Here is a 22,865-nt window from a genome sequence, read left to right as displayed (position 1 = left end):
CGAGGAATCCCGTGGGGTAAGAGAATGTCCGAGGGAGACTTGAGTCCCCATATGTAGCAAGCTTGCGCAGTTCGTGTGTTCATGCGCTATTGAATAGCTCGAACCTAGTATAGAGGGCCAGTCGACACTAATCAATCTTTCGGGCTGATCTGTATCGACTGGAGTAAGAACTTTCGCGGTGACCTCTCCGGCCGCCCGCTTATCTGGAATCAGGCCCATCTGCGCTAGGCGCTGCGTGAGTACGAGCGGTACTACGGCGAGCACCGAGCCCGCCGATCGCTCGCCGAGGCGGCACCCTCGCGGGGCCGACCTCAGCCTGGCGAACCTGCTCAGATCGAACGCCGCATGATAGACCGACGTGATCTTCTCGACTGCGTCATCCACGAGTATCGCCATGTGCCTTGACCTGCATGGACGTAGTTTTCGGCACGTACAGGTGTAGGAGCGGCCAAGGGCGAGGGCGTTCACGTGCGCTTGCTCGGAGTACAGGTCCAGGTGGTTGGCCTGCCAGATGTGCCACAGCTCCCGATCGGTCGCCGCCTCACCGCCCAGCCGGAAGCTGGTGACGTCCGAGCGTTCGTCCAACGAGTCCACAATGAGTTGGGGGCCAGTTGATGACCACCGACCGCAGGCGGGAGTCCAAGCGCCGCAACAGCTCGGGGTGCATGTACGACAGCGACTGTTCGCCTTCGTAGTAGGCGTCCGGCAGTTCGAGTTCGGGGAGTTGCTTGTTGTGCCGCCGGGCGAGGCGGGTCACCCATTGTTCAGGCGACAGCGTGAATTTGGTGGTAGTCAGGACGATCACCACCATGTAGCGGGTACGGTCTTGCCGTGCCGCCAGGACAAGTTTCGGTCTGGGTGCCCGTAGTCGTTGCCGTACTGGGCATTGTCGGAATTATCAGCGGACAGTTGATCAACGCCTGGCGAGAGGACCGCCGATGGAAGCGTGAACTAGAGCGGGAAGATTTGAGGTGGCGGCGTGAACGTGAGCGTGAACAAGAGCGAAACGAAATTGAGCGAGCTCGTGAGGAGCTGCGGCAAGCGCACGATGCTCGAATTGAGTGGCGGAGTCAGCGGTTCGAGGTCTATAGGAATTTTGTCACTTCCGTCGATGAACTCGTGTATCTGTTGCCGCCTGAGGGTGATCAAGATCTTCCCTACGACATTATGACTTGCTTTAAGGATCCCAACTTCAGCTCGGAGCTGTCTGTGAGGCTGTCGGCAGTACGCGAAGCAGCGGTTGCGATCGAGCTGCTTGCCGGTGGGCGATTGGTGAGCACGGCAGATAACCTCGTATCCGAGTGTGGAGCTGTGCGGTACAGCCTGTACATCCCTCCCCGTCCTCCGCCTCGCAAAGATAGCGACGAAGGTGAGGAAAAGGTTGACTGGGGCCGGATGGCTGCACGGTTCTTGCCTGCGCTCAAGAGACTGAAAGCTGTTCGAGCGCAATTCATATCTGAGGTAAAACGTGAGCTGGCGCTTGTGACCCCCGAGGATGCGAAGGGCAAGAGTTAGCCCATCACCACCATGCGACTCGATTTCTTCGGTTTCGAACCGCGCTCTGAAGGGACACCGCATTGGTCACCTTGGTCTAGTTGGAATCGCGGTAACTGATGGCGCTCGGAACTACGTACAAGACTGGTTCGTCGATACGGTGTCAGGCAGTGTCGGGTGAACTTCGTAGGACCGCTCGGCAGGACAACGAGGAGCGGCATGGATCCGTCGGACATCAGCACGCTGGAACAGCTGGCCTGCGCGCTTGATCAGCTTCGCCGCGACCTAGCGCTGTCTCTGAGGGGGCTATCGAGCGCTGCGGCGAAGCTGCCGGAGAACCAAGGACGGCGGCCAGCCCTGCCGCACTCGACGGCCGGGGACCTACTGAAAGGCAAGTCGGTGCCCGAGGTGGAGACGATGACGTCGTTTCTGGGTGCGTGTGGAGTTCACGGGGACGCGCAGCGCCCGTGGCTCCTGGCGCTCGAGCGGGTCGTCCACCAGCACCAGCGGTGCTTGCCGGGTGCGGTGCGGGTTCGGGATGCGCGGCCGCGGCTGCTCGGAGTGCATGCAGCGATCCAGGTCGAGCAAACCAAAGGACGGGACCGGACGGAGCGCGATCGCGGGGACGAGCTGCCCCTGTATGTGCAGCGCGATCTCGACACCGATGTGCGCGCCAGGCTTATGGCTGCCTCCCGGCTGGGCGGCTTCTTGTTGCTCGTCGGGGAGTCCTCTGCCGGAAAGTCCCGTGCGCTGTTCGAGGCAGTACGGACGGTGCTACCGGACAGATGGCTACTGCATCCAGCGAATGCCGCTGAACTGCGGGAACTTTCCTCCCAGTCAACGGATCGGATCGTCGTCTGGCTAGACGAGCTGCAGGACTACCTCGACCACCCTGTCGGCGTGCCTGCGGGGCAGATCCGCGGACTGCTGGAAGCAGGCACGGTTCTGGTGGCGACATGCTGGCCCGACGAGTACCGCAAGCGCACGGCACTGCCAGCACTAGGTCAGCCGGACCCCTACGCCAATGACCGGCGACTGCTTGACCTCGCCGACATGCTGCACGTCTCTGATGTGTTCAGCGCCGACGAGCTCCGCCGAGCGGAGGAACTCGCCGATACCGACCGTAGGATTCGAGTCGCGCTCGACACGCCGGACGCCGGTTTCACGCAGGTGATGGCAGCCGGCCCTGAGCTGATCCGCCATTGGGAACATGCTCCCGCCTACTCCCACGCCGTCATCACCGCCGCACTTGACGCCCGCCGCGTCGGTGCCCACGCACCCCTGACCCGCGATTACCTCGCCGTTGCCGTACCCGGCTACCTCAACGACCGGCAGATCGCCACAGCACCCTCTGACTGGCTCGACGCCGCTCTGGAGGACGCCACAACGCTTCTGCGCGGCGCCACCGCCGCCCTGGCGCCAGTGTCTGCTGGCATGGGATGTACCGCTGGATTCCGAGTAGCCGACTACCTGCATCAGCACGCCCTACGCGTCCGACGCGTCGAACCCCTACCTGACGCCGCTTGGCACGCCCTGGTTCACCACCACCATCCCGACGACACCAAACGGCTAGCAGATAACGCCCAACGCCGCGGCCGAGAGCACGAATCCGTCGCCCTGCTTGAGAACCTCATCGGCAGAGGCGACCGGAACGCCGCAGTCGAGTTGGCACAGCTAAAGACCGACATCGGAGACGTGGACGGCGCAGTTCGAGTGCTACGCCCTCACGCTGACAGGGACACTTACGTCACCTGGGTGCTGGCGGACCTGTTGGCCGATCGCGAGGAGATTGACGACGCAGTTCAAGTGCTGCGCGTTCACGCCGACAGTGACGGATACACCGCCGAGCGATTGGTCGAGCTGCTGACAGGGGCGGGGCAGGTCGGCGACGCATTGCAGATTCTGCGCACTCGCGCTGACAACGGCGACGAAAACGCCGCATTCCGACTGGCCAACCTGCTGTTTGAGCACGAGAACGCGCAGGAGCTACGCACCCGTGCCGACAACGGCGACGAGCACGCCGCCGCTCGGCTGGCGGACCTGCTGCGGGAGCAGGGCCAAGTGCAGGATCTACGTATCCGCGCCGACAGCGGCGACGAGCACGCCGCCTACCGCCTGGCGAGCTCGCTGTTCGAGCAGGAGCAGGTCGACGACGCACTCCAGATCCTGCGCACCCATACAGGCAACAATATCGCGCACAAGGTGGCTTACCTGCTGCAGGAGCAGGGCCAGGTGCAGGAACTACGCACCCGCGCCGACAACGGCGACAAGCAGGCCGCCGCTCGGCTGGCGGACCTGCTGCGGGAGCAGGGCCAGGTGCAGGAGCTACGTATCCGCGCCGACAGCGGGGACGAAGACGCCGCCAACTGCTTGGCGACGCTGCTCATTAACCTGGGCCAGTTCGATGACGCAGCTCAGTTCCTGCGCACCCGCGCCGACAACGACGGCAAGGTCGCGGCCTTCCACTTGGCGTACGTGCTGGCGAAGCAAGAGCAGGTGCAAGAGCTGCGCACCCGCGCTGACAAAGGCGATATATACGCCGCCAGCAAAATGGTGGACCTAATGACCGACAAGGGGCAGGTTGAGGACGCAATCCAATGGCTACGCAGCCGCGCTGATCGGGGCGATATATACGCCGCCAGCCAACTGTCAAATTTGCTAGCCAGTCAAGGACTGCATGCGGAGTTGGGACGGGAGGTGACGGCCGGAACCAAAGGAGCGGTACAGGCTCTGCGTCTCGCGCAGGCACGCTTGTCACGCAGCGCCGCACGACGACCAGTGCAAGTTCGACTCAATTGGCTGGAACTGGAAGCCACCACGCTACGCCGACGCTCCGACCTGGCCGACTAGACAAAATGCACTGGCGGCCATCCGCAACTCCTAGCCTGCAAGGGCTCGTTCTGGATTCGGAAAGTAGAGAGTCGAATGTTCTATAAGGCGCCTTTGTTGACATCGCTGGCCACAAAGGCGGAGGTGCGTATCCACGTCGTCGGGGTCACAACAGCCCGGCCTGGTGCAGGCGGGTCGCTGCGGCGAGCACCCCGCCGCCACCGAGGATCGCGCCCAGAACGATCTTGAGTAGTGCCACTGCACGTTCGGAGCGCTCGCGATCGGTAGTCGCGAGCGCTACCGCCGCCGCAACGGCGGCCGTGCTTATCAACACCAGCGAAATCAGCGTGATCAACGGCGTCCACATGATCGTGTTCCTGTTCTCCAAAGTGGGACGCGAGCCAGGCCGATCCGTGCTCGCCGCATGTAGCTGATCAGCCCTAGGCGCTGTCCGGCATGGGCTCCGTACGCGTCCGGACAGCTACCGCTCGGCAGATCGGTGCAACGGCTTGTCACCTGGAAGCGAAGCGCTGGAGAGGGCCGTTAGTACGGCGTCCGGAAGCTGTTCGGTGAGCTTCGCCGGACAGCTTGGCAGGGCAGAGAGGACGAGCATGGATCCGGCGGACGTCAACACCCTGGACCAGCTGGCTGGCGCGCTCGGCCAGCTCCGCAGCGAGAAGAAACTGTCGCTGCGGGACTTGACGAACGCGGCGAGGCTGCCGGCGCACACCGGGCGCCAGCCGGTCTTGTCCCGGTCGACTGCCAGTGACCTGGCTGCATGGGACCGGGCGTGCGCGGGGTTTGAACCGCGACGCCGCCACTAGTCCGCGTCCAGCAGTCGTGCGACTGTCGAAGCGTGCGGCGAGCCAAGGCTGTTGCCGTGTTGTTGGCCCTGCGTGCGAGATCGAGCGCGCTGGTTGCGTAGTGGTTTCATTCGGTGAAGCGAGTGATCGCCAGGTAGGCCTTCGCGAGGGTTAGCTGGGTTTTGACGGTGTAGAGCACGTTGTTCGCGGGCTGGTGGATCATCAACGCGGAGTTCGCGGAGTCGATGGCGCGTAGCGGGTCACCGGTGGCGAGGCGAAGGTGTGCCAACGCCGTCAGTGTGACGGCTTTTGGGTCTGCTGCACCGTTAGATGACATCAGAGTTGGCTGCCGTAATGGGGAGCTGGCCCGAGGTTGGTACGGCTCGCTCTTGGTCTGTTCGGGTGGAGATGGACAGGACGTCGTCACGATGCCTTTGGCAGCTGGGTCTCGGTTTTGACCGAGGGAGCTGACTGTGGCCACGTTGACGAACGCCGAACTGGTTGCCGCGTTGACGGGACGTCGTCGTCCAGTGGCGCCGTCTGAGGTGCCTGGTCTGCGCTTTGCGTTTTACGGGCGGGTGTCGACGAGCACGTTTCAGGATGTGCAGACGTCGCGGGCGTGGCAGCGCGCCGTGTCGGATGAGTTGATCGAGGGTGTCGGCTCGGTTGTCGCGGAGTTCTTTGATGTGGGTGTGTCGCGGCGGTGGTCGTGGCTGGATCGTCCGGAGGCGGCGGCGTTGCTGGCGGCTGCCGCGGGCCCTGATCGCGACTTTGACGCAGTGGTAGTCGGTGAGTACGAGCGTGCGTTTCACGGTGATCAGTTTCGGCAGGTCGTGGCTCGGCTGAACTTACTGGGCGTCGAGGTATGGCTGCCGGAAGCCGGCGGCCCAGTGGAACTCGGCAGCCCTGTGCACGAGGCTCTGATGGTGTTGCTGGGTGCGCAGGCGCAGCGTGAGGTGGCGCGGGCTCGGCAGCGGGTGTTGGCGGCGATGCGGTCTCAGACGCGGTTGCAGGGTCGGTTTCTGGGTGGTCGTCCGCCGTATGGGTATCCGCTTGTTGATGGTGGTCGGCATCCGAATCCGGTGCATGGGCGGTGGGGTCGGCGGGTGCAGGTGTTGGCGCCGGATCCGGTGACGGCGCCGTGGGTGCGGTGGGTGTTCGCCGAGCGTGCGCGCGGGCGGACAGTGGCGTCGTTGGCGCGTGAACTGAATGAGCGTGGGGTGGTGTGTCCGTCGGGTGCGGATCCTGGGCGGAATGCGCATAGGTCGGGGGAGCGGTGGATCGTGCGGACGGTGGCGATGATTCTGGAGAATCCGCGCTACACCGGCCGGCAGGTGTGGAACCGGAGCAGCACAACGGGTCACGGGCCTGGAGGCCGTCCCGGCGGCCGCGGTTCAGGTGTGCTGCGGTGGAATCCGGTCAGTGAGTGGGAGGTCTCCGAACGGATCGTGCACGAACCACTCGTGGATGACGAGACGTTCGTCGCCGTTCAGGGCTTAAGGGTGGCGCAGCCTGCAAAGGACGGCGAGGTACGGCGCTACCTGCTGGCGGGGCTCGTCGTGTGCGGGCTGTGTAGCCGTCGGATGGACGGGCACTGGGTTCACGGGCGAGCGGGCTATCGATGCAGGCATGGATTCACCAGCGCCAAGCGACGTTCCGACGGCGAACCACGGAACCTCTACGTCCGAGAAGACCATCTGCTCGAGGCGCTGTCACATCTACTGGCGCGGACCGCTGGGCCCGTAGAGGAAGGTGTGGGCGAGGAGTTAGTCGATCAAGTCCGCGAGCAACGCCTGCAGATTCACTATGACGACCACCGTCTTGAAATTCGACCCGCACCGCTAATGCTGAAAACCATGGAACCTGCTCGTCGTCCAGTTCAGCCGGCGCTCGCGTTGGATTGGCGCGCTGACGTGAAAGTGGTCGAAATATGAATTACCCCACGGGATTCTGGTGAATCCCGTGGGGTAAGAGAATGTCCGTGGGGGGACTTGACCCCCCACGTGTAGCAAGCGTGCGCAGTTCGTGTGTTCATGCGCTATTGGATAGCTCGAACTTAGTATAGAGGGCCAGTCGACACTAATCAATCTTTCGGGCTGATCTGTATGGACTGGAGCAAGAACTTTCGCGGCGACGTGTTCGACCGCGCGCTGATCTGGAACCGGGCCCATCTGCGCCAGGCGTTGCGTGAGTACGAGCGGCACTACAACGAGCACCGCACCACCGATTGCTCGCTGCCGCAGCACCCTTGCGTGCCAGGCACCAGCCCCTTGGACTTGACCGGATCGAACGCCTCGCGATACTTCGACGGGACCGTCTCGGTGGAGTCCGTCACGAGTAATCGGCATGCCGCTTGACTTGTGCGGACGTAATTTTCAGCACGCACAGAGTGCGCGGCGGCTTGATGAGCAGGTCACGCCTATCAAGCCGTGTTTGGCACCCCCACAGGCAGTCAGGTGGTGAACAAGCGGTCCATTGCCGTGACCAGTTCGGCCGCATCCCAGTAGATCGAGTGGGTGTTGGCTCCTTTTGTGTACCTGTGCGGTACCTCGACGTCCATCGGTGGGGTGCCGTCGTGCATCCGGAAGACGTTCGCGGCGAGGAACGACAGCGGATCGGAAGGCTCCCAGAGGTTCGTCCAGCGGTTCAGGGTTTCAGGAAGACGCACGACTTCGTCGCCGCCGATCGCCGCGAGTGCCGGACGCCGCGGGTCACAGAGTTGGAAGAGCGGCCACGGCGAGCCGAACGTGATGACGGAGGCCGTCCACAACGGGGGCGATTCCGGGGCCATGGCGCCGGTGGCGAGGTCGAGTGCGATGGTGGCGCCGAGACTGTGGCCGATGAGGTGTACTCGGTGGGTCGAGTCCGTGCCGAGGAGGGGATCGACCGCTGCGATGACCTCCCGCACCCGGTCGTGGATCTCACGCCACCTCCGCTGGTAAACGATGACGTCGCCGAAGTTGCGTACCACCGCGGGAGCGAGCTTTGTGCGGATCATGTGGTTGACGTTGCTTGCGAAGCTCTTCAGCGCGTCCCCGACCAGCTCGTCAAGGGACTGCATGCGCTGGCGCACGATCTCGCGCACGCGCGTCCTGTCTCGCAGTTCCACCTCGTCGAGCGCTTCGGCGGTGTCCTCGGCCAGCAACCGCCCGATCGCGCGCAGCAGCGCCGGGTCGCTGACCTGGTTCAACCAGAACCGATCCGCGGTCCAGGTGTCTGCCGTGGCCTCCGCGACCGCGTCGGCGGCGTCGCCACCTAGCGCCGCCCTGATGCCGGCCTCGATCGCGAGCAACTGCTCCTGCTCGTCCAGCTGGTCGTCCGCCGGCTCAAGCGCGTGCGCGATCGTGAGCGCGAACTGCTCGACGTCATCGTCGTCGGTTTCCGGGATGTAACCGCCGCGGACCTCTTCGGACCGGCGCTGAGTGGGCTGCGGGAGGATGCGCTCGATCCACTCCTCGTGCGCGCCGAAGTCGCCCCAGTAGACCGGGATCAGCTCCCATTTGCCTCCGCACGTGATGGACAGCTTCGCCACGCGCTCCTCGATGATGTCCGCCGTGCGGTTCGATGTGCCGTGTAGGACGAAGACGGGGGTGGCCATTCTCAGCTGCTTTCGGTGAGTTTCGACTGTGCCGAGCCGTAGACGGCGTAGGCGAGCCACGTCGGGTCGTGGCCGTCCCTGGTTGCGGATCGTGCGGCCAGAGACGCCGTGCCGAGGGTGGCGTCAGGGGCGATGAGGGCCTCGTAGAACGCTTCGGCGAACCGGCTGGCTGTGCTGGAGCGCACCGCCCAGTTCGTGCCGACGAACGCTCCGGCGCCGGCCTGCAGGAACGCGCCGGCCCAGGAACCCTTCAGGGTGTCGATCGGGCTGCCGGAAGTGTTGCAGGCGTTGAAGAACACCAGAGGGCGGTCGGTGTTCGCCAGGTTCTTGTTCTCGTTCACGTCGTAGGGTGTGAAGCCAAGGTCAGCGAGATGGATGCGGTCCCACGCGTCCGTTGACTTCGCGTTGTGCGCGGCGATGTGCAGCAGGTCGTAGGTCCGTTTGTCGTTCACCAGGCTGTGCAACGGCTCGTAGGTCCGGTACGTGCCCAAGTTCTGCGAACGGTGCTTGAGCAGGTTCCGGACGGCGGCGAGTTCCGCCTCCGCGTTCGTGGGTGGGTTCGACGGCAGGACATACGCCGCTCGCCCTACACTCAGCCGCCCTGCCGGCAACACGGCGCTCGCGACCCGCATCAACGGAATGCGCTGGACGATGAACGGTGAGTCGTCGTTTACATCGGGGCACAGGAGCTCCCACGGGAATTCCTGGCTGTCGCCCAGCACGGTGAGGGTGTCGGTTCGTCCGAGTGCGTCGAGAAGATCGCGGCGCAGCTCGTCGGGCACCAGGTGGTCCCACAGCCTCCTGCCGAGATTCGCTGTCTGCCTGAACTGCGCGGACGCGTTGGCTCGGACGTTGTTCGCCTGGGCGAGCTTTCCCAGCTCACCGAGCACGAGCCGGCGCAGGTTCTGGTCAAGACGGCATCGGCCCTCCCGTTTCTCCGCGTGTCCGGAGAACACGCGGAGGAAGTACCCGGTGTCGTCGGTGGCGATTTCGAGCGCGAGGCCCTGCGCATCGTGGACGAAGGCGGCGATCGCGGCCTGCTGCCGGGCGGTTCCGGTCACCGGTCCGTCAGCGCGCACATAGACGTCGATGGACAGGCTTTGGACCAGCGTTCCTCCGACATACGCCCGGATGATCAGGTCGCAGTTGCCCTCCGCAGTGGCCAGCAGCTCGATTTTCGTCGTCACGGCCACCTGCTCGTCAGGGACGAACATGCTGGCCACGTTGCTTCGACTCGGTTGCACCCCACGGCGAGGGCTGGTCTGCACGGTGAGCTCGACCTCCGCGCCTCCGGGAGGCACTGCGAACGGGCGCACCTGCTCCGCGGTGCCGGAATGGGGTCCGATGCTGACATCGAGCGAGAAGGTCTCGCCCACAGGCACGGCCGCTGGGCACTCCGCCATCAGAAACCGTGCGGGCCGGTCGCCTTCTCGTGCCTTGTAGATGTCACGGGACGGTGGCCGGTGGGCGTGCTCGTGTACCCACCGCTGGACTCGTCCGTCGGACAAGATGCGCCGCAACGCGCGCATGCGGGCGGTACCGGTCTGCTTCGACGCCTCGGCGATCAGTTCGCGAAAGTCTGCGGCGTCGTGCGGCGTAACGAGGGTGTCGAGTTCACGTTCGAGCAGCACCACGAGGCCGTGCATCTGTTCGGGATCCACGGACGTGCTCACGCCCCTGTCATGGTGAACGCCGCCCAGTCGCTGATCGCCGACCACGGCCGGTCGTCGGCAGTCGCGTGCCGACCGACAAGATCACCGAGCACGAGGTCGCCGAACTCCGCCGGCAGCCACTCCGCTTCGTCGTCGAGCGCAGACTCCCAGCTGCCGCTGAACTCCCCGACTGTGACGTCCCGCAGCCAACGTTGGGTCTCTGCCAAGGCGACGGCGGGTGGTGTCCCATCGGTCCATCGGCGGTAGAACTCGACCATGTGAACGGCCGAGCTCCGTTGCCGCACCGACCACAGCGTGGCGAGCACTCCCGCGACGCCCGCCTGGACCAGTCCTGTCGGCAGGGAGATGACCTCGTCCGGGAGGTCGAGACCGATCAACGCGGTCTCGCACGCCGACAGCACTGCGAGCCTCGCCGAGAGCTTCAGGTCCAACACGCGCGCCAGGGCCAGCACGTCCTGGCCGCTGAGCTGGAGGTGGCTGTGCAGAGGTGTGGCGAGTTCGGCGACGCCGTGGCAACCGAAGTGAAGGACCTGCGCGTCGCTCAGCAGCCGGACGACCTGCTCCAGGTTCGCGTCGCCGTGCCGCAGCACCGTTCCGCCCGGAAATCGGGCCGACGCTGCTGCGGCCTCCCACTCGGTGTCCGGTAGCGCATTGTGCTCGTGCGGGTTCGGGTTCACGACGCCGAGCAGCCTCGTGCCGGTGATCGTTGCCGCCCGCCGCATGCACTCCCGGTGTGCCTGTGCCTTCGCAGCATAGGAGATCGCGGTTCGGTCGACCGCGTGCAGCCGGCCGGTCGGCGTCGAGTCGTCCGGTGTCCAGGCGGCGTGCAGGGGAAGCAGTCCGAACTGACCGCCTGTGACGATGGTGGTGCTGCTCGCTCCTTCGACGGCGTCGAGCACGGGTCCCATCGTGCTGTCCCAGAGCCATCGCGTCACGTCGTCGAGCGCCTGCTCCCAGCGAGATGCTCGTGGTTCGGCACGGGCTTCCTGGTAGGCGTGAAAGTAGTGGTGCACCTTCGACCGCAGGTCTGCGGAGTTGACCGGGAGGTCGACAGGCGTCACCTTGCCGTCGAAAACGACCAGGGCCACTCCGGTGGTCTCGGTTGTGGACAGGTAGACGAGCGGGTCGATGGCGCCGGCCGGGGCGATGACGTCGAATCCTGACGGCACGGAGAAGTCTCGGAATTCGGGTGTCCGCTGTATCTCCCGGACGACCTCGTCGAACTCCTCGCGGGCTGCCGCGAGCTCGTCGAGCGGTTCCTGGGTCACCCGTGTTGCCCTTCGCGGCTGCTATTCCGCGGTGGCGGACAAGCGGTTCTGGAGGCTGGCATGGCGAAATTCGTACATGGGACCGACGCGGCGCAGTATCCCCCGTTTGTGCGATTCGATGAGAAATTTTCTGAGTCGGAGCGGGAAACGACCAGCCATCGCGAAATAGGCCCTGGCGACGGCGAACTTCCCCCAGGCGGTGTGCAGGATGCTCCCGGCCGCCACGGTGCTGAACAGCGCGGCTGCGGCACCAGGTCCTACCACCGGACTCGACGCGAGTCCGATCACCACGCCGCGGGACGTGCCGCGGATGAGCGCCGCGGTCCGGTCAGCTCGCAGCAGCGTCCACGGGTCGTGCGCCCTGCGGATGTCGCTGGGCACGTCCAGCCAGGCGTCGAGCACAACCGCGAGGACGACGCCGCCAATCGCCCAGAACAGGCCGAGCGGTCCGGCCGACACACCCAGGGCGACGATCACCGCTCCGCCCGCGACGGTCCAGCCCACCGGACCCGCCGAACGCAGGACCCGTGACGGACGCGGCGCCGGCGTGAAACGAAGCCGCAGAGCGAGCAGGGTGCCGCGCAGTCGAAGGCGCACCTCGGCGGGTTCGGTCCGCTGGGGCAGCGTGACGAGGAAGGCGAGGGGCGCTACCAGGACCGCGGCGGCAACCGCGACGCCGATCCCGGCGATCAGCGCGACCGTCCAGCCGGTGCACAGGCCGAGTGCCACCGCGACGAGGCCGCGCACCGCACGAGGTGCTTCGTGGTGCAACTCCCACCAGGCGAACTCGCGGGAGCCCCGGCGCGACAGCATTGACGCCAAGGTCGTGATCCACCGGCGCGTTTCCTGGTCGCTATCTCCGGGCGACTCAGGTCGGGTGGCCGGGACGAGTGCGTCGAGCAGGTGTTCGGACAGCCGTTCGGCCGTCGGGAATCGGGCCCGATCGAGCAGTTCGACCGGATCCGCCTGCGTTTCGCTGTAGGCCACACGAGCCAGCGACGCCATCAACGGCGTGGCGAGGACCTCGCGCAGCGGCCCGCCGTCGAGCCCGGCCAGCGCGGTGATCACCGGCTCCCACAACGAGGTCCGGTCCGTCGCCGCACGCACCCGGCGAGTCGTTCGCGGCAGATACTGGGCCAGCGCGTCCACGCTGAGAGGCCGCAACTCCACCACCGCCGCGCCAGTGAGCACATCGCCGGCGTCGACCAGCGCCTGGTACTCGTGGGACCTGCAGGTCACCACGATCGGGTCGCCGGCGTGCAGGTCCGCATTGCACCGGCGGATCGCGAGATCCCGCAGTTCGGGCGCGATCTCGTCGAGTCCGTCGAGGACGGGCAGGACGTGACCGTTCCCGACCAGCTGGTCCGCGACGGTCCCGGCGCTGCCTCGCCGGGCGCGCAGGGCGGGATGCTCGATCGCGAGCCGGACCGCCATCCACTCGTGGAACCGCTGTGCCTGGGGATTCCACGTGGAGGCGGGCAGCAGCACCGGCACCCGCTCGCCGGGCTTCCGGGCATCCAGCAGAGCGACGGTCAGCCGTGTCGCGAGCACCGACTTGCCCGCGCCCGACCTGCCGAGCACGACCAGCCGTCCGGTCGGGATCCGTGCGAAGACCTCGTGCACGCGGTCGATGCCGCCGTCGAGTTCTGATGGAACGACCGGTCGATCCCGCCCGACGACGTTCACCCAGTGGTCTTGCAACGGGGACTCGAGCGACTCGGTTCGCCAGATCACTGGCATGGGCACGGGATCGTGTACCCGGCGGACCGATTCCTCAGCACGCCACTGTGCCCGCAGCACGACGGCGAGTTCGTCGCACAACTCAGAGACGGAGGGCTCCCTCCCGGAATTCAACCTGAAGCGGAAAACAAGCATCGCGGTGATGGTGAACAGCGACACCAGGACCGCCAGGTGAATGAACAATGTCCCGTCATGCGGCACGGTGAGGCCTCCTCGAAGCACGCGAGGATCATCTTCGGGCACAGGACCGGCAGTTGGGCACGGGAATCTGGAGGGCGCTGAATGCGGCGGCTGCACGAGTGGGCGCTCAACCGGTTCGTCCGGACACGATTTCGGTGGCTGCGTCTGCTGCTGTTGCGGTGCTTCCCTTCGTTGAACGGTGACGAAGCCGACGTGGCGCTGCGTGAACTTCTTCGGCACTGCGAAGCCGAAGAGCAGTGGGACAACGTTCGCCTGGTGGAGCAGACGAGGGCCGTGCTCGCACGCAGCCGCGTAATCGGCGCCTCCATGGCGATCGCGGAGGCGAAGCTCGTGGATGAGCGCGTACCGGACCTGCTGGGCACCGCGGAGGAACTGCTCTCCGAGATCGAGGGGGACAAGGCGGAAGACCTCGTGCACCAGGCGATGCCCCTGTTGGAAGAGGCCGAGCGGATTGCTGTGGCACCGCACCCGTACCGGCCGCTGGTGCTCGCGACGCTGGGTCACGCGTTGTGGCAACTGCACGAGCTGCGCGGCGACGACAAGCATCTGACCGCGTCCGCTGTTGTCCTCGAAGAAGCCTACGACCTGATGGGCGTGCACCCTGTCGTCAGGTTCCCTGTTCTGATGAACTACGCCACCACGTTGCTGGCCGCGTCCGCGGTCGGCGATGGTGCCGAGCTCGACAGGGCGGCAGGCCTGCTCGCCGAGGCGTTGCCGCTCGCGAGTGGACCGGAGCTGGCCAAGGTGTGGAGCGGTCTAGGCCAGGTCGCCCTGGAACGGTGCTTCCGTGCGACCGAGCTCGACGGCACCCGTCGTGAGCACGCCGACAATGCGGTGTCGGCGTTCGAACAGGCCCTCGCGCACAGCGAGGACGATCAGGACCTCCGCGTGCAGCAGCTGAACAACCTGAGCGTCGCGCTGACGGAGCGGTTCGTCGTCGATCGTGGCTCCGTCGAGGACCTGGACCGGGCCGAGACGGCGCTCCGGGAGGCGATCGCGTGCGGGCGGCCGGATTCGGCCCAGACGTTCACGGCACGCGCGACCCTGGCCTCCACGTTGATCGAGCGGCACGAGGTGACGGGCCGCAAGAAGGATTTCGATGAGGCCGACGTGGTGATGGCGGAACTGCTGGAACAGGTCGACCCTGCGTACGACCAGTACCCGGACTGGCAGGCGAATGCCGCGCTGCTGCGACAGATCGCGTTCGAACGGGTGGGAGAGCTCGATCTGCTGAACGAGGCGATCGTCCTGATGGAGTCGGCGACGAGCCGTGCCGCTACGCCGGTGGTGAAGGCGAGCAGGTGCGAACAGCTCGCCACGATGCTGCGCGAGCGCGCGGTCCGGCGCCGCGACGAGGCGGAGCTGTACCGGGCGGCGGCATTGCACCAGGAGGCCGCGGACACCCCAGGACTGTCGGCCGGCCGCCTGGTCTCGGTACTTGGCAACCTCGGCGGCACTATGCGCGCCCTTGCCGCCCTGACCGGGATGGATCGGCATCGCGCCGCGGCGGTGCGGGCCTATCAGGCCGCACTCGCGGCAGCTCCGGAACAGGGAGCTGTCCGGGCGGCCCTGCTCGGGAACCTCGCGCTGGGGTTGCAGGACCAGTACGACCACGAGCCCGACGAACGGTTGTTGGAAGAGGTGCTGGCTCTGCACCGGGCGGCAGTCGGCCTCACGTCGGTGTCTTCGCCGTTCGGCGCACTCAGGCTCCACCATCTCGCCGGTGCGATGCGCCGGGCCTGGGCCATCGGAGGAGCGTCGGTGGACGACACCGTCGAGGCGCATCGGGACGCGTGCCGACACGGACGGGAATCGGCGCCGGAGATCGAGCTCCGAGCAGGAGTCGCCTGGATGAGGTGGGCCGAGGATCGGCTTGCGTGGCAGGAGATCAGTGAGGCGGACCAGCACGTGCTGGCGTCCAGCGAGGTTCTCCTGCGTCGTCAAGCCTCCCGTGAGGACAGGGCTGTCTGGCTCGTACTCGAGACCGAGGCCGGTGCGCTCGCTGCCAGGTCGTTGGTCGAGCGCGGCGACGCGATCGGTGCGGTCGAACGGCTCGAACGGGCGCGCGGGCGTCTGCTCACCACGGAGCTGGCTGCCGCGGACCGAGCGCTCGCCGCGGCGGACGCAAGAGTCCCGCATCTGGCCGATCGCTATCGAAAAGCCGCCGAACGGCTGCGGGAGCTGGAGATCGTCGCACGGTCTTTCCCACTCAACCGGACGTCGTTTGAGCCGGAGGGCTCGCCGTAGGCTGGGGCGACCGGTGCGACAGGGGGTGGCGATGGTGGGGGCCTCCCAGCCTTCCTCTGCGGGGCCCAGGGTCTTCCTGAGCTACGCGCACGACGACGACCGGCATCGGAACCTCGTGCTGGCATTGGCGGCGTTTCTCACCCGGAGTGGCGTGGACGTCGACTTGGACATGTGGCTCACCGGTGAGCGCCAGGACTGGTACGCCTGGGTTCTGGACCGCGTCACCACTGCCGACTTCGTGATCGTGGTGGCGTCACCGCGTTACCGCGCGGTGGGGGACGGTACAGCGCCCAGCGCGAAGAACAGGGGAGTGCAAGCGGAAGCGGCCGTGCTGCGCGAGATGCTCTACGCCGATCGGGCTCGCTGGCTGCCCAGGATCCTGCCGGTCGTGCTGCCCGGCAGGGCTCTCGGCGAACTGCCCACGTTCGTGCAGGCGCATTCCGCGTCGCACTTCATTGTCCGGGAGATGACTGACGCGGGGTTCGAGGAGTTGCTCCGGGTGATTACCGGGCAGCCCCGGCACGTGCGACCGCCGATCGGTGCTGTACCCGCGCTGCCGCCGGATGAACCTGTTGCGCTGACGTGGAGTCTGTTGCCGTTTCCGCCTGAGGTGCCGTGGTTCGGGGATCTACATGTCGGAGGACCCGAGCATGCCGCGCTGGAGGTGCACCTGGTGCCCCTCGACGGGGCCGCGCGGATCTCGGCCCTGCACCTGGCCGGCGCGGCCGATGCGCTGACGGATCACGGCATGCGCTCGGGGTTGTTCAGCACCGGTACCTCGGTGCGCACACACGGTTCTGCCACCGCAGCGCTGGTGTGGACTCCGTGTGCTGGACTGGCGATGCGCCGCGACGGCGCCCGGTCCGCGTGGGAGCTGCTGCCGTTCGCCGACGTGGGCGCGGTCTTCGACGCGGAGTCTGTGTGCGATCAGGTGATGCGCCTGCTCGGCAGCCTGAACGGCGTCGATGCCGCCCTGCCGGACGAGGTGGTTCCGGTGGTAGGCCTCGAATCCATCGGCGTACTGCGCCTGGGACGCACCGCACCTTGGCGGTTCGACCTGCCGGAACGGGTGCGGCCGCGCGCCGACGAGGTGATCGACTCCCACTGGGTGCTTGCGGACCCGCGAAGTGTGGCGAACGAGTTGACCTCACGCCTCACCGCCGCGTTGAGAGCCTGGTGACGCCGGGACTGTGATATGGACTCCGCCATGACGCAGTTCGACGAGGAGGATCTGGTCGCGCGCGCCGACCTGGCGCGAACCGAGTTCCTGCGGACGGGGTCGCTCGACCAGGCCGACGAAGCGGTGCGGTTATGGTCGGAACTGGCTGCTGTGACGGGCAACGCCGACTACTTCGACGAGCTGGGCTCCATCCTCCTGGATCGGTACGAGGCAGACGGCGGGCGCGGTGGGCTCCAGGAAGCCCGTGAAGCGTATGAGCGAGCGGTTGCTCTCGATCGCGATCCAGCGCTGCTCAACAACCTTGGCAATTGCCTGCGCGTGTGTTTTCGCGAACTCGGTGATGCCTCCGTGCTGGAGGCAGCACGGCTGGTCCTCGAAGAGGCCGTCGAACGGATGTCGACTGCGGATGAGGACCGCCTGTTGTGCTTGGACAATCTCGCGAACGTGCTGGGTGATGCGTTCAGGTTGAGCGGAGATCCGGACTATCTCGAGCGGGCGATGGTCCTGCACCTGGACGTCGTGGAGACCGCAGCGCCGGAGAACCCGAACATGCCGTTGTTCTGGAACAACCTGGCCACTTGCGCGCAGGAGATGTACGCGGAGACGAAGGATCCAGAGCACCTTCGGGCCGCCGTGGATGGGTTCCGCGCTGCTGTGCGGCACGGCGACGCTGGTACACGTGAGCACGGGCTTTGGCTGGCCAACCTGGCGAGCGGTTACCACGACCTGCTCGACCACGAGGACGAGGGCGTCGAGTTCGACGAAGCCATCGCGGTCGCGGAGGAGGCGGTGCGCTGTACAGCCATCTCGGACGTGGACAGGCCGCGCAGACTGCGGGTGCTAGGCGACGTGCTACGCCTGAGGTGCGAGCGCGAGGGCGGCCGCGCGGACGGTGATCGCGCCGTTGAGGTGTATGAGGAAGCACGCTTTCGTGATCGGCCGGGATCGTCGTCGCGGGCCGCCACCGGACACAACCTGGCGCTCGTCCACGAGTTGATGTACCAGCGGTTCGGTGTCGTCGAAGGGCTCGACACCGCCTTGGAGGTGCTGGAGGAGGCGACTGAGGACGCGGAGAACTTCCCACCGCTGAAGGCTCTGTGCGCCGACACCCACGCGACGTTCCTCACCTCGCGCTACGAACGGCTCGGTGCGGTCGAGGACCTGGACCGTGCAATCGCCGTCGCCGAGCAGAGTGCGACGGGTGGTTCGTTCGAGGGCAGAACGAAGCTCAAGCGTCTGCGCACAGTCGCCGCCGCGTACGCGCACCGGTTCACGGCGACCGGTGACAGCCGCGATCAGGACAGGGCGTTGGAGTTGTTCGAGCAGGCGGCGGCAGCGATCGCGGGAGACGGTCTGCCACAGGGGCCTGAGGGCAGGGCGGCCCTGCACGACCTCGGGGTCATGTTGCGAGACAGGTTCAAGCACTCGGGCGATCAGCATGACATCGACCGGGCCGTCACGTCGCTGCGTGCGAGTATCGAGCACCTCGCCGACGACGCGCGGTTGCTCCCGAGAGGTCTCGGCAGCCTTGCGCGCACGCTTTCGGTGCGGTACCAGCGGTTTGGTGCGCTGGAGGACCTCGTCGAGGCGCTGGCGGCGCTCGACCGTCTTGATTACCTGGTCGCCGATCACCACCCGGTACGCATGGAGTGCCGCGGTGACAGGGCGGGTTTGCTCCATCTCCGATTCGAACGAACAGGCAGCAGCGCCGACCTGGACGCCGCCATCGCCGCCTACGACGAGGCTGTCGAGAAGACTCCTGTCGGTGCGACCGCCAGAGCGGGTCTCCTCAACGACCGAGCCACTTGCCTGCAGGCCCGTTTTCAGCACGGTGGCGACCACAACGATCGCGAGAACGCCGAACGCGCGTTCCGCGAAGCAGCGCGGGCCGTGGCGTCGACAGCACCGGAACGTGCGATCTACCTGGACAATCTCGCGCTCTGCCATTCCGACCGCTACGACGAACAACGCGATCCGCGACACCTCGACGCGGCTATCGACCTGTTCCAGCAGGCGATGTCGCTTCTGCCAGAGTCGGCTCCCGACCGCATGCGGATCGAGGTGAACCTGACCAGTGCATTGTGGGAACGGTGGTGGCTTTCGGACAGCACCGAAGGTCTGGAATCAATCGTCAGCGCGTTGAGGAGGGCGCTCGCCGCGCTGCCCGCCGGGAGCACCAGCAGGGCGAGAGCCGCCAGCAACCTGGCTGTTGCGCTGGAGGCGCAACGCGGTGTCGCCGGGGAGGCCGACGTCGCCGAGACCGTCGCCCTGCACCGTGCCGCCTGCGAGGCGGGCATGGCATCGGATCTCGGCTGGTGCCTGCAAGCCGCGCGGAAGTGGGGGCGTGCCGCCGCCGTGCGAGGAGCGTGGCACGAAGCGGCGGAAGCACACGAGTGGGGGCTGGACGCGGCTCGCCGGCTGTTCGCCCTGCAGACGGTCCGCCGGCACAAGGAGGGCTGGTTGAGACAGGCGACCGGCTTCGCCGATGAGGTGGTCGTGACGTACCTCAAGATCAGCAGGGAGATCGCCGCGGTGCAAGTGTTGGAGGAAAGCCGGGCACAGATCCTGTCGGAAGCACTGACCCGCAATGGGATGAGCTCGGACACGCTCACCGCCGCGGGATATCCGGAACTGGCTAGCCGCTACGCCGCGGCGGTCGAGAGGCTTGTCCGGATGGACGGAGCTTCTCGAGCTGTTCTGGTGGGTCGGCACGGATAGCGGAGGACCGGCTGCTGGGTTGCCGATCGATATGGCCCGCTCAGTATTGTGAGCTGATCAACGTGCGATGTCCCGTGCCGCTGGCCAACCTCGTCGTGGTCGTCGACAGCAGAAGAGCTGCCTCGACGACCACGGCTGCGCCGACTCCGACCAGGGCTCCGCGACGCCGAGATCTGACTGGGTCGTCGTCTTCGTGCGATGTGGACTGTTGTATTGCCAATTGAACCGGGTGGAGTTTCCGCCTGATTGGGAACGAGGGTGCAGTGGATCAGCGGGCCAACTTTTCCGCAGCGACGAAGAAGTTGCTCGCCGCACGCGCCGGATATCAGTGCTCCGTGCTCAACTGCGGGCGGCTCACCGTGAGGTCCGGGCCTGGAGCCAACGGCTGACCTCTTCGACGCGCCGCCCCTCGCATCCTTTCGATCTCCGCGTCGATGCTGTCGGGCTCGGTCGCAGTCGTGGTCGTGGTCGCCATGCTTCGAGCGTCACCAGCGTGTTGCACCATCCCCAGGGACCTAGGGACCAACACGGGTGGGCACGAAGTCTGCGTTGGATACTTCCGCGATGAGCAATCGCCCTTCCACACAGGCGACCGACGAGGACCTTCGGCTGGATGTGGAGACGCGCACGAAGCTTCTCGCTGTTGTGGTGGACGCGAACTCCTACGGCAAGGTCGGGCCTGACCTGCCGAGACTCGCGTCGCTCGCGGCCGACCTGGCCAAGATCGACGTTCAGGTGTGGGTGCCGGAACCGGTTGCTTGGGAGTGGGCGGAGCACCTGGCCGCCCAGTGGGTCGCGGCTCGGAACGTGGTCAACGACCAGCTCAGTCACCTGTCCAGGGCGGGTCTGCCCGCCTCGTCGATCAACCCGTCTTACCTCAGTCGTGAGGACCTCATCAGCAAGTTTCTGTCGGTCCTGACTGATACGCCTCACGTGAAGGTCGTCGAGTTGACCGGAGCGAGCGCGATCGAGGGGCTCAAGGACCAGGTTCTGCAAAGGAAGCCGGCCAAGACCAAGAGCGCGGACCTGGTGAAGACCGGAGGCAGTGACTCGGCCTGGCTTCGCGACGTCGTGGCGAAGGCCGGCGAGCCGGACAGAGTGATGTTCCTGAGCAAGGACGCCGACATCAAGAGCGCCTATGCAGCATGGGGCTACGGTCAACCGCTGGTGCGCGAGGCGAACACGGTGCGTGCGAGCCTCTTCGAGTACGTGTTCGCCAGCATCGACGAGGAATGGATGATCGCGAGGTACCTCGCCGACCAGTTGCCGCTGAACCTCGACGATGCCACGAAATCCGACGCTGTTCAGCTGGTCGGAACGACCGTCGACGTACTCGAGGCTGTGGACCTCGACTGGGAACACCACGGTCTGATCAGTGCGAGCCTGACGAAGCTGACCAAGCTCGCCGGCCTCTGGTGGGTGGAGCGTGAAGCGCCGGAACGGCACGAGCCGGGGCGCGCGCCAAAGCGCATGGTGTTCCGAGCGATCGCACTCTTCCTCGCAGAAGCGGAGATCACCGACATCTACTCGCTGACGGGCGGTGATACGGCGGGGGAGCGCACCCTGAATTCGGATCAGCTCATCGCGCGCACGCGGCTCATGGTGACGGTCGAGAACGGGAAGATCGTCAAGGTCGAGCCGGACTCCGAGACCGTGGTGTCGAACTCGTCTCCGCGCTCAGACCACAACTGGGAGGCAGGGAACGAACTCGCAGACGCGTTGGAGGGTGTGACTGGCCTCGAGTTGCCGTCGGGCCACCTGGGTGGCTGGAACGTGGCCGAGGAGGAGGTTTTGGTAAAGGGAACCACCCAGCAGGTCCGCCTCTCGTGGTCACACCACAACGAGGGCGAGCTGTGGATTTCGGTCGGCACCGACGAGGCGCACGTGACCTGTGAGTACGACGCCAACGCCTGGATCGGGGGCAAGGAGGGCATGTACGGCGAGTCTCCCTACTTCCTGAGGGTCGAGACCGAGCACGACATCGAGCGAGGTCCGTGGGCACTTGCGGCGTGGGTCTTCAACCGGCTTCTCGATAGCTCCGACACCGAGTCGGAATAGGCCCCTTCCCGAGGTGCGACGTTGGTGCCGACCTAGTCACCGCGTTGGGATCTGCGTCACACCCAGGCGGGAAGAGCAGCCTTGCCTCACCACGCAAACGGCTGAGGGAAGGGGAAGTCAGATGAGCACAACGGTTACACCGCAAGGCACAGGGCCATGTTGAAGGCAGTCGCCGAAGGCCGCGCCGAGCTGTCCGGCGGCTCTGTCCCCGGCTTGGCCGTCGACGGCCTGTGGTGCGACTTCTCAGCGACGAACGACCTGTGCGCCGGCGGCCTGGTCGTGGCGGCACACAGGCCGAAGGCACCCAAGCCGACCAGCTCACAGATCAGAACGGCTGGACCATGGCCGCGGACGGCCCGCACTGGCGCCGCGTCGTGCCAGCACCCGAGCATGTCCGACTCGTCGAACAGGAGTCCATCGAGCAGCTGGTGAGTGGCGGGACGGCCGTGGTCTGTGCCGGTGGGGAAGGAGCACCCGTTGTCGACAGCGGGCAACTGCACGGCGTCGAGGCGGTCGTGGACAAGGACCTCACGTCGGCTGAGCTCGCGATCGCGTTTAAGGCCGACCGCCTGCTCCTGCTGACCGACGTGCGTGCCGTGATGACCGACTTCGGCACGCCCGACGCTGAGCCGCTGCAACGTCTGGACCTGGCGGAAGTCGAGGGAGCTGACGTTCCCTGTGGGGTGCCAGAACTCCGCACATATGCGCTGAGCTGCCATGGACGGCTCTGTCGGTCTGACGGCATGATCGTGGGCTTGGCGCTGCGTCTGCTGTACCTCATCCTCCTCAAGCTGGGTGGGCGGCTGGTTCTGCTCGGCCGGCCTTCGGCGGTCAAGGACGTCGAGTCGCTTTCCCCAGACGGCGATCATCTGCGGCTGGGCACCCGACACCGGCAGCCGTGTCGCGACGTTCAGCGGCCCGCTGCTCGGCGCGCACACCCATGGCTGGGTACGCGAGAGCAAGCACGAGATGTCGCGTATGGCTACGCGCTAGCAGCCGACGCGCTATGGCCGATGTGTAGGTGCGACCGAACCGAGACGACTGTTTCCAGCTAAG

Annotated in this window: 16 protein-coding genes; 9 read left to right on the top strand and 7 right to left on the bottom strand. The window is 66.1% G+C overall.

All coding sequences use genetic code 11. The annotated features are described in order from the left end of the window. Positions 1-541: 541 nt before the first annotated feature. Positions 542-811, bottom strand: coding sequence for a hypothetical protein (locus BM417_RS47295; protein WP_143139027.1), 270 nt, complete (start codon positions 809-811; stop codon positions 542-544). Between the two features lie 47 nt (positions 812-858). On the opposite strand from BM417_RS47295, the gene BM417_RS47290 reads away from it, so the two are divergent. Beyond that, positions 859-1,515 (top strand): hypothetical protein, encoded by a 657-nt coding sequence (locus BM417_RS47290; RefSeq protein ID WP_143139026.1) that lies wholly within the window; start codon positions 859-861, stop codon positions 1,513-1,515. Between the two features lie 198 nt (positions 1,516-1,713). Continuing rightward, positions 1,714-4,344, top strand: coding sequence for a hypothetical protein (locus BM417_RS41105; protein WP_093605547.1), 2,631 nt, complete (start codon positions 1,714-1,716; stop codon positions 4,342-4,344). Between the two features lie 145 nt (positions 4,345-4,489). On the opposite strand, the gene BM417_RS41100 is transcribed toward BM417_RS41105, so the two are convergent. Both BM417_RS41100 and BM417_RS48235 read right to left on the bottom strand, forming a co-directional pair. Next, positions 4,490-4,690: a hypothetical protein gene (locus BM417_RS41100; protein WP_143139025.1), complete on the bottom strand. Its 201-nt coding sequence runs from the start codon at positions 4,688-4,690 to the stop codon at positions 4,490-4,492. Positions 4,691-5,253: 563 nt separating this feature from the next. Next, positions 5,254-5,415: a hypothetical protein gene (locus BM417_RS48235; protein WP_177320893.1), complete on the bottom strand. Its 162-nt coding sequence runs from the start codon at positions 5,413-5,415 to the stop codon at positions 5,254-5,256. 184 nt (positions 5,416-5,599) lie between these two features. Between BM417_RS48235 and BM417_RS41090 the strand changes: the two genes are divergently transcribed. Continuing rightward, positions 5,600-7,060, top strand: a complete 1,461-nt coding sequence (locus BM417_RS41090) for a recombinase family protein (RefSeq protein ID WP_245822661.1) — start codon at positions 5,600-5,602, stop codon at positions 7,058-7,060. A 171-nt stretch (positions 7,061-7,231) separates the two neighbouring features. After that, complete coding sequence (locus tag BM417_RS41085) at positions 7,232-7,483, top strand: hypothetical protein (RefSeq protein ID WP_093605543.1); 252 nt, start codon at positions 7,232-7,234, stop codon at positions 7,481-7,483. Positions 7,484-7,578: 95 nt separating this feature from the next. Here the strand turns inward: BM417_RS41085 and BM417_RS41080 are convergent, their stop codons facing one another. The 4 genes from BM417_RS41080 to BM417_RS41065 are packed head-to-tail and all read right to left on the bottom strand — an operon-like array spanning position 7,579 to position 13,405. Continuing rightward, positions 7,579-8,724 carry a lipase family protein gene (locus BM417_RS41080; protein WP_093605542.1) on the bottom strand — a complete coding sequence of 382 codons (1,146 nt, stop codon included), beginning with the start codon at positions 8,722-8,724 and terminating at the stop codon, positions 7,579-7,581. Positions 8,725-8,726: 2 nt separating this feature from the next. After that, positions 8,727-10,397 (bottom strand): CHAT domain-containing protein, encoded by a 1,671-nt coding sequence (locus BM417_RS41075; RefSeq protein ID WP_093605541.1) that lies wholly within the window; start codon positions 10,395-10,397, stop codon positions 8,727-8,729. After that, complete coding sequence (locus tag BM417_RS41070; protein ID WP_093605540.1) at positions 10,394-11,665, bottom strand: CHAT domain-containing protein; 1,272 nt, start codon at positions 11,663-11,665, stop codon at positions 10,394-10,396. The genes BM417_RS41075 and BM417_RS41070 overlap by 4 nt, the downstream gene beginning before the upstream one ends. A 21-nt stretch (positions 11,666-11,686) precedes the next feature. After that, on the bottom strand, positions 11,687-13,405 hold the full coding sequence (locus BM417_RS41065) for an NACHT domain-containing protein (protein ID WP_177320892.1): 1,719 nt from the start codon (positions 13,403-13,405) through the stop codon (positions 11,687-11,689). A gap of 282 nt (positions 13,406-13,687) precedes the next feature. Between BM417_RS41065 and BM417_RS41060 the strand changes: the two genes are divergently transcribed. From BM417_RS41060 to BM417_RS41035, 5 genes are all read left to right on the top strand, one after another. Then, entirely contained in the window at positions 13,688-15,853 is a 2,166-nt protein-coding gene (locus BM417_RS41060) for a hypothetical protein (protein WP_177320891.1), read from the top strand. Positions 15,854-15,866: 13 nt separating this feature from the next. Further along, entirely contained in the window at positions 15,867-17,033 is a 1,167-nt protein-coding gene (locus tag BM417_RS41055) for an SEFIR domain-containing protein (protein WP_143139022.1), read from the top strand. A 27-nt stretch (positions 17,034-17,060) separates the two neighbouring features. Next, positions 17,061-19,751, top strand: coding sequence for a tetratricopeptide repeat protein (locus tag BM417_RS41050; protein WP_143139021.1), 2,691 nt, complete (start codon positions 17,061-17,063; stop codon positions 19,749-19,751). Positions 19,752-20,315: 564 nt separating this feature from the next. Then, positions 20,316-21,809, top strand: coding sequence for a hypothetical protein (locus tag BM417_RS41040; protein WP_093605534.1), 1,494 nt, complete (start codon positions 20,316-20,318; stop codon positions 21,807-21,809). 230 nt (positions 21,810-22,039) lie between these two features. Continuing rightward, entirely contained in the window at positions 22,040-22,864 is an 825-nt protein-coding gene (locus tag BM417_RS41035; RefSeq protein WP_245822659.1) for an amino acid kinase family protein, read from the top strand. Position 22,865 lies beyond the last annotated feature (1 nt).

The organism is Lentzea waywayandensis (genome assembly GCF_900115955.1).
In the GTDB taxonomy this organism is placed as follows: Bacteria; Actinomycetota; Actinomycetes; order Mycobacteriales; family Pseudonocardiaceae; genus Lentzea; species Lentzea waywayandensis.
The sequence above is the reverse complement of the archived record's forward strand: the minus strand, read 5'-3'. Positions and strand labels throughout refer to the sequence as shown.